7 protein-coding genes, 1 tRNA gene and 1 pseudogene are annotated in these 10,318 nt (G+C 70.3%); 7 read left to right on the forward strand and 2 right to left on the reverse strand.

Annotation, left to right across the window (positions count from 1 at the left end):
- The first annotated feature begins 108 nt into the window (after positions 1–108).
- From istA to KBB57_RS12485, 3 genes and pseudogenes are all read left to right on the forward strand, one after another.
- Positions 109–1,374 (forward strand): IS21 family transposase, encoded by a 1,266-nt coding sequence (istA, locus tag KBB57_RS12475; protein ID WP_290750559.1) that lies wholly within the window; start codon positions 109–111, stop codon positions 1,372–1,374.
- The gene (gene istB, locus KBB57_RS12480) at positions 1,371–2,234 is read left to right on the forward strand and encodes an IS21-like element helper ATPase IstB (RefSeq protein ID WP_290750563.1); all 864 of its coding nucleotides are present in this window, start codon (positions 1,371–1,373) and stop codon (positions 2,232–2,234) included. Before istA ends, istB begins: the two co-directional genes overlap by 4 nt.
- Before the next feature lie 62 nt (positions 2,235–2,296).
- Positions 2,297–2,530 (forward strand): annotated as a pseudogene (locus tag KBB57_RS12485) (transposase); the annotation flags it as partial.
- A gap of 301 nt (positions 2,531–2,831) precedes the next feature.
- Here the strand turns inward: KBB57_RS12485 and KBB57_RS12490 are convergent.
- Positions 2,832–3,152: a hypothetical protein gene (locus tag KBB57_RS12490; protein ID WP_290750566.1), complete on the reverse strand. Its 321-nt coding sequence runs from the start codon at positions 3,150–3,152 to the stop codon at positions 2,832–2,834.
- 600 nt (positions 3,153–3,752) lie between these two features.
- Between KBB57_RS12490 and KBB57_RS12495 the strand changes: the two genes are divergently transcribed.
- Positions 3,753–4,769 (forward strand): PHB depolymerase family esterase, encoded by a 1,017-nt coding sequence (locus tag KBB57_RS12495; RefSeq protein ID WP_290750569.1) that lies wholly within the window; start codon positions 3,753–3,755, stop codon positions 4,767–4,769.
- 593 nt (positions 4,770–5,362) lie between these two features.
- On the opposite strand, the gene KBB57_RS12500 is transcribed toward KBB57_RS12495, so the two are convergent.
- Positions 5,363–5,436 (reverse strand) — tRNA-Cys (locus KBB57_RS12500).
- A 561-nt stretch (positions 5,437–5,997) separates the two neighbouring features.
- Here KBB57_RS12500 and KBB57_RS12505 point away from each other — a divergent pair.
- The 3 genes from KBB57_RS12505 to KBB57_RS12515 all read left to right on the forward strand — a co-directional run bounded on the left by KBB57_RS12505 (position 5,998) and on the right by KBB57_RS12515 (position 10,000).
- Positions 5,998–6,927, forward strand: a complete 930-nt coding sequence (locus KBB57_RS12505; protein WP_290750570.1) for a sulfotransferase domain-containing protein — start codon at positions 5,998–6,000, stop codon at positions 6,925–6,927.
- A gap of 25 nt (positions 6,928–6,952) precedes the next feature.
- Positions 6,953–8,350, forward strand: coding sequence for an FAD-binding oxidoreductase (locus tag KBB57_RS12510; protein WP_290750573.1), 1,398 nt, complete (start codon positions 6,953–6,955; stop codon positions 8,348–8,350).
- A 396-nt stretch (positions 8,351–8,746) separates the two neighbouring features.
- On the forward strand, positions 8,747–10,000 hold the full coding sequence (locus tag KBB57_RS12515; RefSeq protein WP_290750576.1) for an AGE family epimerase/isomerase: 1,254 nt from the start codon (positions 8,747–8,749) through the stop codon (positions 9,998–10,000).
- Positions 10,001–10,318: the final 318 nt, after the last annotated feature.

A 10,318-nucleotide genomic window follows, 5' to 3' on the forward strand; every position in this document is an offset into this window, starting at 1 on the left:
GCCGCCGAAAAGTCCCCAGTCTGCGCCTTTCCGCCCCTGGGCATGCCCAGGGGCGGAAAGGCGCGCCGTCGTTGATGCTGCTCCCCCTGTTCGGCGGGGAGCGGCTCGGTGGTCACGCTTGGGGAGTTGATGATGATCCTGGAATTGCATCGACAGGGACTGACGGTCACGGCCATCGCCCAGCAGGTCGGTCTCGATCGCAAGACGGTGCGCCGCTACATCGCGCGCGGGCTCGAGATGCCGGCCTACGGCCCGCGCACACCGGTGCCGAAGAGCACGGACCCGGTTCTGCCTTACCTGCGCGACAGGCTCGCCGCCTATCCCGGTCTGACGGCGGTCCGCCTTCACCGCGAGCTCAGGGAGCGCGGCTTCGCCGGCAGCTACACCGTGGTGAAGCGCGCCGTGCGCGAGATCCGGCCGGAGCCGCCCAAGCCCTTCGAGGTCCGCTTCGAGACGCCGCCCGGTGAGCAGGCCCAGGTCGATCTCGCCCGCTTCGAGGTGCGTTTCCTCGACGAGCCCGACACCACGCGGATCGTCTGGCTCTTTTCCCTGGTGCTCGGTCACTCCCGGCTGATCTGGGCGCGGTTCGTCATCCACCAGGATCTCCAGACCGTCCTGCGCTGCCACATCGCCGCGCTTGAGGCGATCGGCGGCGCTCCGCGCGAGATCCTCTACGACCGGATGAAGACCGCCGTCCTCGGCGAGGACCCGGATGGGCTCGTCGTCTACAACCGCAGCCTGCTCGACCTGGCCCGCCACTACGGCTTCCATCCCCGCGCCTGCCGACCCTATCGCGCCAAGACCAAGGGCAAGGTCGAGCGGCCGTTCCGCTACATCCGCGAGGACTTCTTCCTGGGATCGACGTTCCGCAACCTCGACGACCTCAACGCCCAACTTCGGCGCTGGTTGGACGAGGTCGCCAACGCCAGGACCCACGCGACCACCGGCCGCGTCGTCCACGAGGCCTTCGCCGAGGAGCGGCCCACCCTGCGGCCGCTGCCTCTCGCGCCCTACCGCGCGGTCTTGAAGCTCGAGCGCCGCGTCTCCCACGACGGCATGGTCAGCGTCGGCGGCAGTCTCTACAGCGTCCCCGACACGACCCGACGGCGCGTTCTCGACGTCCATGTCCTCGCCGACGAGGTCCGCCTTTTCGAGGCCGGCGTCCTGGTCGCCCGCCATCCTCCCATTGAAGGGCGGGGCGGCAGCCGGGTCGATCCCGCCCACCGTCGGCCGCGCGTCGGGGCGCTGCCGGCGCGCTGCGACGACGATCCGCTGGTCATCCCGGCCGCCGGAGGGGCGGTCGCCCGCCGCTCCCTCGACTTCTACGAGGCCGTTGCGCGGCGGCTGGCCACCGGCTCGGAGCGGGCACGATGACGGGGGGACAACCGCCGCTCGCCGACCGCATTCGCCGCACGCTGGTCGGCCTGAAGATGCCGCGGGCGATCGAGGTCCTCGACGCCACCATCCGCCGTCTGGAGCGCGGCGAGATCACCGCCCTTGAAGCGATCGACGTGCTGCTCGCCGAGGAACTGACGCTGCGCGAGAGCCGCCGCATCAGGACCGCCCTCGTCATGGCGCGGCTCTCCGCCATCAAGACGCTCGCCGAGTTCGACTTCTCCTTCCAGCCCTCGCTCGATCGGGGGCGGATCATGGCGCTGGCCGAGCTCGGCTTCGTCGACCGCTGCGAGACGCTGCACTTCCTCGGCCCGCCCGGGACCGGCAAGAGCCACCTCTCGATCGCCCTCGGCGTCGAGGCGGTGAAGGCCGGCCGCAGCGTCTACTTCGCCACCCTCGCCGACCTGATCGGAGCGCTGGCCAAGGCCGAACGCGAGGGCTTGCTGCGCGAGAAGATCCGCTTCTTCCGCCGCTTCGCCCTGCTGATCGTCGACGAGATCGGCTACCTCCCGGTGACCCCCGGCGGGGGCAACCTCTTCTTCCAGCTCGTCAACGCCCGCTACGAGCGCGGCGCCATGATCCTGACGTCCAACCGAGGCTTCGCCGAGTGGGGCGAGGTCTTCGGCGATCCTGTCGTCGCCACCGCGCTGCTCGACCGGCTCCTCCACCACGCCGTCGTCGTCCAGATCGAGGGCGCGAGCTATCGCCTCAGACAGCACGCCGATCTTATTCCGGAGCACATCCGCTCCAAGGCGATCCTGCAGCCGCCTCCACTCGCACCGATCAGGCGGCGTGGGCGACCGCCCAAAAACGGAGCTGCCGATCATATCAACGGCTGATCACCATCCAAAAGTGGGGAGTTTTGCGCGCCCCAAACTGGGGAAATTTCAGTGGCCGTTGACACCAGCTCCGGCTGTGGTTCGCCTCGATGGCCTACGTGCTCGTCACGGCGCTGCGCCGCATCGGCCTCGCAGGCACCGATCTCGCCACCGCCACCTGCGGCAGCATCCGCCTGAAGCTCCTGAAGATCGGCGCCCTCGTCGCCCAGAGCGTCCGCCGCATCCGCGTCGCCATGGCGTCGAGCTGCCCCGATGCCGCCGCCTTCCGCCTCGCCCACGCCCGATTATGCGGCTGATCCACACCCGCCCGCCCAGCCCGCAACGCTGCCAACAACCCCCGACTTCGATCGCGCCGAAGCGCAGCGCTTCACGCGTGCCCGATCGCCACCCGTCTTCGCACGACGGCACAATCCCGTTCGTCGCGACCTTCACGAAGCTCCCGGTGAGAAATGCGGGCTAGCGCCTCGCCCTCGCCGAGCAGGAAGGCGGCCCACGCCTCCAGCACGGCCCGCGCTCGGCGGCGTAGAACCGGCGGCCGGGCGGGGCGTGGATCCGCACCGCCGCCGCTTCCACCTATGGAGGCGGAGAGCAAAACGGCTACCAGACGCGCCACAGGATGAAACCGAGGAGAGCGATCTGGAGAAGGCTCCAGAACATGACGTTCGGCAGGATACTCTTTGTAGCCCGATAGATATGCTCGATGAGGTAGAGCCCTGCGGAACTGTCTTCGCAGGCCGACAGGCTCGCGAAGCTCCCATCACCCTTGCAGGCTTGCCGATCTGCTTCGCCCCAGATCCTCGCAAGTGCCAGAGTAGCATCCCGGCGCCCCTCAAGCGAAATGAGGCTTTCGGAGCGCCGTTGCTTGTCCGCTATCCAGGCGTCGAACTCTTCCTGCGTCAGATAGTGGTGCGCTGCCATCGCCAGTCCTCTTCGTTCAAAAAGGCGTCGCGCGGTAGGATGCGTGGAATGGCGCCTGAAGCAAGGACAGGCGTCAGGGGTGGTGTTGCCCCCGGGGCAAGGATGCAGCCAGTTCGCGCCCACCCGACGAAAGCCGCCCACAGGACGGAGACCCGGCAGGGTAGCGCTGGCCTCGGGGCAGCGCGAAAACGCGGCAGGCTTGATCGACGCGCCTAGCGCATCATGGTCAGTTAGCGGCCATAGAATTTATATGCAGCTTCAATGGCTTTCGATACAGTTGCACATTTGTTACAGCAGCTATGCGCAACCCATGGCTTCCCGCCTAGGGGGCCGGCACCTATATTGCAGTGCAGCATACGCCAAACTGTAGGCGCCTCCATGGGTGCCCAGCAGGCGAAAGGACATGTAGATGAATGGTTCGACGACTGCTTCAAATCGAGCGCCCCCTCCAGTGCTGCGCGATTGTCTGGTTGCCGAGAGTGATACCCCAGTCGTCGACCGGTCCGGCGGCACGGTCGGGTTGGGCCGCGCCCAGCAAGGGACGCTGTGGGTCTTCAACGACGCTCAAGGAAAGCGGCAGCAAACGAGAGGCCTTCTCTGATGGCCGCCTCGGCTGGCGGTCAACCCAAGCGGTGGAGCGCGCCAGAGGTCGACCCGGAACAACGGCAGTTGGCCCGAGGTGACGCGCCGGGATCCCGCGATCGGGATTATTGGGTCTACGCGCCTCGACGGTCGCGGGCGAGTCGCCTGCTAGGCCGGCCAGCGGTGGTTCTTCTTCTCCATGGCTGTGACCAGAGCGCGGAAGCGCTCATTCGCTCTACCCGCTTCGTTGAGCAGGCCGCGGCGCGCGACTACATCGTCGTTTTTCCGCACGTGACGTCCTGGAGCCGGGTGCCGTGGCGCGCCCGCAACTGTTGGGGGTTCTGGATTGAGGCCGAACGGCACCGCGACGAAGGGGAACTCGGAGATCTCCGGCGCATTCTCGATCAGGTCGAACGCGAATTCGGCGCCGATCCCAGGCGGCGCTACGTCGCGGGGCTGTCCTCCGGTGGTGCGATGGCTGTGGCAATGGCGGTCGCCTATCCGGACCTGGTCCGCGCCGCTGGCGCCGTAGCCGGCCTCGCCTACGGGGAGACCAGCGCGGCTGTCTCTAACCCGCAGCCCTTCCGTTCTGTCGCGCCCTGGTTCTCCGCCGTCGCGGCCGGCCATCAGGGTCCGAAGATGCGGTCCCTGCCTGCGCTCGTCCAAGACATGGAGGCGGAGGGCAACAAAAGCGGTGACGACCGATCCGTTCCGTTGCTGGTAATCCAGTCGACCCACGACGAGGTCGTCCAAATTGAGAATGCCCAGTTGCTGCGCGACGTCTGGCTTGCCCGCAATGGCGGGGTCGGGGTCGGTCCCGTCCAATGCGAACAGCTTGCTGACGCGGCGGGTGAGCGGTGCAGCTACTTCGATCCGAAAGGGCGAATGTTGGTCGAGACGGTGTTTTACGAGGGGCGCAGCGACGCCCCGACGCATTATTGGCCAGGCGACAGCGATGACCCGCCCTACGCCAACACAACTGGGCCATCGGCAACCGATGCGCTGCTCGATTTCTTCGAGCGAGAGGGTCTGTGAGGGAGCGCCTGCGTCGCCGCGCCCGATGGCGTGGAAGGCCGCCCCGAACAAGCCGTCGACTGCCCGGGCGGTCTGGGCCATCGACACATAGTGCCGCCCACGCGCCGCCGGCTCAGAGAGCGTGGGCGAGAGCGCGAAGAAGCACGGGGTGAGGGACGGGGACAAGGCATGATTTGCACCTGCACGGTCCGCCGGGCCGTCTGCCTCATGGGCCACGACTAACAGCCCGGCGAGACCCTGCCAGACGACACCCGCTCGCGGTCATCCGGCGCCTCGTCCACGTCGGCAAGTGCGCACTGCGCCAGCCGCCCAAGCCTTGCGAGTCACGCCGTCGTGGAGGCCTCAGGAAGCCGCTGGAGCGCCGTAGGCGGGCGCGGGCCGAAGCACCGCCCGAGCCCGAGACAGATCCATACGATCACCGCCAAACAGGGCCTATCCCCGCGGGCGCGGGGTAGCCGCCCTGGGGGTCGACCGTGACGAGCAACTGCTTGGGCCTATCCCCCCGGGGGCAGCGACCACCGCGGCGAGTCACCGCAGAGTCACCGGGAGATCGGCGTAACGATGACCGATTTCTCGCAAGTGATTGATTTTAATGGAGGCGACGACCGGAATCGAACCGGTGTGCACGGATTTGCAATCCGCTGCGTAACCACTCCGCCACGTCGCCTCGCGCCGGCTTCCTTAGGAGGTTCCCGCCGCGTCCGCAAGGCGTCGCCGCGACACGAGCGCGGCGGCGCGGCTGGTAGCGTTACGCTACATCCGATCTTGCAAGCTGCGGCGAGAGCCCGGTCAGGGTGCTCCGGGACTGGCGCGGGCTGACCCCGGAACGATCTGGCGGCGAACGCCGGCGTCAACCGGGCGACCGTCGCCGAGCTCGAGATCGGCCGGAAGCAGGGCTCGGTGCGGACGCTGAAGGCGGTCGCCGACGCACCGGCGTGGACGTGGACGACCTGATCCCCGCCGCTCCGGCGAGGCCTGGGCGCAGGCTCCGCGCCGTCTCGTCCCGCGATGCGCAGAGGCCCGCGCCAAGGCCCCCGCGTGCGCAGGCCGCCCGGGCGCCGCGGTTAGCAAAATTTTAGCATTCCGCGCAGGAACTCTTAACGAGCATGAATGAGCGCGTGAGCGTATTCATTCGAGCGTCGCAGCGCTGGTTGCGAACATGACCGAACATTCAATCAATCCGTTGCGCGGGCGGCCCGGCCCCCGCGCCCTGAGGAGGAATTGCGCCATGCCCGCTCCCGCCACCGTCTGGCCGACCAGGACGCGCGAGATGCACAACCACCATTTCGACTCGACCGTCTGGGAGGACCTCGTCCTGCGCGACGACGACGTGGTCATCGCCACCTACGCGAAGTCGGGCACGACCTGGACCCAGCAGATCGTCGGCCAGCTGATCTTCGGCGGCGACCCGGAGGTCAACGTGGCGGAGCTCTCGCCCTGGGTCGACCTGCGCCTGCCGCCGCGCGAGGTGAAGCTGCCGGCGCTGGAGGCGCAGACGCACCGGCGCTTCCTCAAGACCCACCTGCCGGTCGACGCGCTCGTGTTCTCGCCGAAGGTGAAATACCTCTACGTCGGCCGCGACGGGCGCGACGTGCTCTGGAGCATGTGGAACCACCACAGGAACGCCAACGCGGCCTGGTATGCGGCGCTGAACGACAGCCCCGGCCGGGTGGGCGAGCCGATCCTGCCGCCGCCGGCGACGATCCGCGAGTACTACCACGACTGGCTCGACCGCGACGGCCACCCGTTCTGGCCGTTCTGGGAGAACGTGCGGACCTGGTGGGCGCTGCGCCAGCTGCCGAACGTGATGCTCGTGCATTTCGCCGACATGAAGGCGGACATGCCGGGCCAGATCCGGCGGATCGCCGACTTCCTCGAGATCGAGGTGTCGGACGAAAGCTGGCCGGCGATCCTCGAGCATTGCAGCTTCGACTGGATGAAGGCGAACGCCGCCAAGGCCGCGCCGCTCGGCGGCGCCTTCTGGGACGGCGGCGCCGGGACCTTCATCAACAAGGGCTCGAACGGGCGCTGGCGCGACGTGCTGACCCCGGCGGAGAGCGCGAAGTACGAGCGGCTGGCGCTCGAGAACCTCGGGCCGGACTGCGCCCGCTGGCTGGCCGGGGGAAGCCTCGGCGGCCGCGTGGCCGACGCCGCCTGAGCGACATTTCAACGAGGACGACACCATGACCATCGAGGCATTGCGCGCCGCCATCCGCGGCACGGCGACGGCCGCCGGCGAGGCGGGCTACGAGGAGGCCCGCGGCGGCCTCCTCTTCAACGGACGGGCGCCGGCGCGGCGGCCGGGAATCGTGGTGCGCGCCGCCTGCGTCGAGGACGTGCAGGCGACGGTGCGCTACGCCGCCCGCCACGGGCTGAGGGTCAGCCCGCGCGGCAGCGGCCACAACTTCTCGGGGATCGCGCTGCAGGAGGGGATCGTGCTCGACCTCGGCGCGCTCGACCGCATCGCCATCGACCCGGCGGCGCGGATCGCCGAGGTGGAGCCGGCGGCGCGGAACGGCGCGCTCGCCGAGGCGCTCGGCGCGCACGGCCTCGCCTTCCCGACCGGCCACTGCCACAGCGTCAGCCTCAGCGGCTACCTGCTCGGCGGCGGCTTCGGCTGGAACTCCGGCGCCTGGGGGCTCGCCTGCCACAACGTCGAGGCGGTCGAGGTGGTGATGGCCGACGGAAGGCTGATCCGGGCGAGCGAGACCGAGCACAGGGACGTGTTCTGGGCCGTGCGCGGCGGCGGCCCGGAGTTCTTCGGCGTCGTGGTGCGCTACCGGCTGCGGCTGCACGCCCTGCCGAAGGCGATCCGCACCAGCCTCTACTTCTACCCGATCGAGCGGGCGGCCGAGGTCGAGGCCTGGGTGACCGCGGCGATGGCGGTCGTGCCGGCGAACGTCGAGTTCGCCACGCATTTCCAGGCCGCGCCGCCCTTCGTGCCCGGGTCGGGCAAGGTGGCGATGTGCACGCCGACCGTCTTCGCCGACAGCGAGGCGGAGGCGCGCGAGACGCTCGGCCGCATCGCCGCGCTGGCGCCCGCCGGGGCGCTCGCCGTCGAGGAGGGGCTGCCGATGAGCTTCGCCGCGCTCTACGAGGCGGCGGCGACCGCGTTCTACACCGGCACGCGCTATGCGGTGGACACCGCCTGGAGCGTCGACCCGGCCGGCGTCTTCGCCTCGCTCGCCGCGAGCGTCGCCGCCGCCCCCTCGCCGCGCGCCTTCGCGCTGGCGGTGGTGCTGCCGCCGGCGGCCGGCAAGGCGGGGCTGCCGGACGCCGCCTTCTCGATGGCGGGGCCGGCCTTCGGCGCGGCCTATGCGATCTGGGACGCGCCGGAGGAGGACGCGGAGAACGTCGCCTGGCTGCGCGGCGCCTCGGACGCGCTCGCGGCGGGCCGGCTCGGCCACTACGTCGGCGAGGCCGACCTCGACCGGCCGGGCTGGCTCGAGGCCTGCTACGCGCCGGAGGCGCTGGCGCGGCTGCGGGCGCTGGCCGCGCTCCACGACCCGCTCGGCGTGTTCGGACGCGACGACCGGCCCGGGGCGCGCCGCCGCCCCGAGCCGGCGCGACTCGCCGGGTGAGCGGCGGGGCGGGGGCGCAGAACCCCCGCCCCGTCCCGTGGCCCGTTTTCGGGGCCCATCGGGGGAAGCGTCTCGCGGAGCTTTCGCGGGCCTCCGGACCCCCGATGATGTTTATTTTCTGCAAAATATACTCGAAACATATTTCGTAATATCTTGAATATATCGGTAAATATACTCGCAGAGCAGGCAGCGCCGCCTTTAGCGGCGCTGCCTTGCTCGCTTCGAGCCGGCGCCCGCCCTGTCCCGGCCGCTCCGCGATCCTGCGGGAGTCGGGGCGTCGCCGCCCGCCTCCCTCGCCGCCTCGTATCGCAAGGCCTTCCACCGGGGCCCGGCCGCGCGCTAAGCCGGAGCACGCGGCCCGGACGACGAACGCCCGGGGCGGGAGGGATTTCCGGCATGACTCACGAGACCCCCGACGAGGCGCTCGGCCGCTGGGCCGGGCGGCCGGCGCACCGGGCCTGGCTGGCGGCGCGGGCGGACGAGCTCTTCGACCTCTTCGGCCCGGCGACCGTCGATCCCCGCGGCGGCTTCCACGAGCTCGACCGCACCGGCGCGCCGCGGCGCGACCCCGATCCGGTCCGGCCGATCCACCTCACCTGCCGCATGGCGCATTGCTTCGCGATCGGCGCGCTGCTCGGCCGGCCGGGAGCGCCGGAGATCGTCGACCACGCCATCGACCACCTGTGGCGCCGCCATCGCGACGCGACCCACGGCGGCTATTTCTGGTCGGTGCGCGCCGGCGGCCCCGAGGACCCGAGCAAGCAGGGCTACGGCCACGCCTTCGTGCTGCTCGCCGCCGCCTCGGCGATGACGATCGGCCACCCGCGGGCCGCGGCGCTGCTCGCCGACGTGACCGAGACGCTCGACGCGCGGTTCTGGGAGCCGGCGCACGGCGCGATCGCCGAGGAGTTCGCCGCCGACTGGACCCCGGTCCCGGGCTATCGCGGCCAGAACTCCAACATGCACCTGACCGAGGCGCTGATGGCCGCCTTCGAGGCGACCGGCGAGCGGACCTACCTCGACCGCGCCGAGAGCATCGCCGACCTGGTGATCCGCCGCGCCGCCGCCGCGGCGGGCTGGCGGGCGCCGGAGCACTTCAGCGAGGCCTGGGAGGTCGACCCGGACTATGCCGGCAACGAGATGTTCCGCCCCTCCGGCACGACGCCGGGGCACTGGCTGGAATGGTCGCGGCTCCTCCTCCAGCTCTGGGTCCTCGGCGGGCGGCGGATCGACTGGCTGCCCGGCGCGGCGCAGGCGCTCTTCGCGCGGGCGATGGCGCTCGGCTGGGACGAGGCGCAGGGCGGGCTCTTCTACACGCTCGACTGGGACGACCGGCCGCTGCGGCGCGCCAAGCTGTGGTGGCCGCATTGCGAGGGCGTCGGCGCGGCGCATTTCCTCACCGAGCTCGTCCCCGGCGCCGGCGTCGAGCCCGATTACCGCCGGCTCTGGGGCGTGATCGCCCGGGCCTTCCTCGACCGGAGCCATGGCGGCTGGCAGGAGGAATGCGCCGAGGATCTGAGCCCGAGCTTCGACATCTTCCCCGGCAAGGCCGACATCTACCACGCGCTGCAGGCCTGCCTGATCCCGCTCTACCCGGCGAACGGCAGCCTCACCCGGGTCATCGCCGAGGCGGGAGCCGGCCCGCGCTGACCTCCCCGCCTGCCTCGGGGCGCGCGATGTCACTTTCGCACGGCCGCGAGGTTTGTCAGGGTGGCGCCAGCCCCGGATGCTTCACCGGAGCGATCGAAGCGCCGCCGGGACGGCGCGCCATGCGGAGGAGCGGATCATGGGTGGCAAGCGCATCGGGCCGTGGAGCCTCGTGCCGTGAGCGGGGGCTCGGGGGAGCGGCGCCCTGACGTTGCGGCGCTGGTGATAGCGGGGCTGCTGGCGGGGCTGGCGGTCCTGGTGTTCTGGAAGACCAGCCAGATGCCGACGGCGGGGCAGTATGCGCGGGTCGGGCCGACGACC

This window comes from Amaricoccus sp. (assembly GCF_017993425.1).
Taxonomy (GTDB): Bacteria; Pseudomonadota; Alphaproteobacteria; order Rhodobacterales; family Rhodobacteraceae; genus Amaricoccus.

What these genes read in the sequence shown, in the direction of transcription:
- istB (WP_290750563.1), top strand. Translation starts at nt 1,371, where the DNA reads ATGACGGGGGGACAACCGCCGCTCGCCGACCGCATTCGCCGCACGCTG.
- KBB57_RS12490 (WP_290750566.1), bottom strand. Translation starts at nt 3,152, where the DNA reads ATGGCAGCGCACCACTATCTGACGCAGGAAGAGTTCGACGCCTGGATA.
- KBB57_RS12495 (WP_290750569.1), top strand. Translation starts at nt 3,753, where the DNA reads ATGGCCGCCTCGGCTGGCGGTCAACCCAAGCGGTGGAGCGCGCCAGAG.
- KBB57_RS12505 (WP_290750570.1), top strand. Translation starts at nt 5,998, where the DNA reads ATGCCCGCTCCCGCCACCGTCTGGCCGACCAGGACGCGCGAGATGCAC.
- KBB57_RS12510 (WP_290750573.1), top strand. Translation starts at nt 6,953, where the DNA reads ATGACCATCGAGGCATTGCGCGCCGCCATCCGCGGCACGGCGACGGCC.
- KBB57_RS12515 (WP_290750576.1), top strand. Translation starts at nt 8,747, where the DNA reads ATGACTCACGAGACCCCCGACGAGGCGCTCGGCCGCTGGGCCGGGCGG.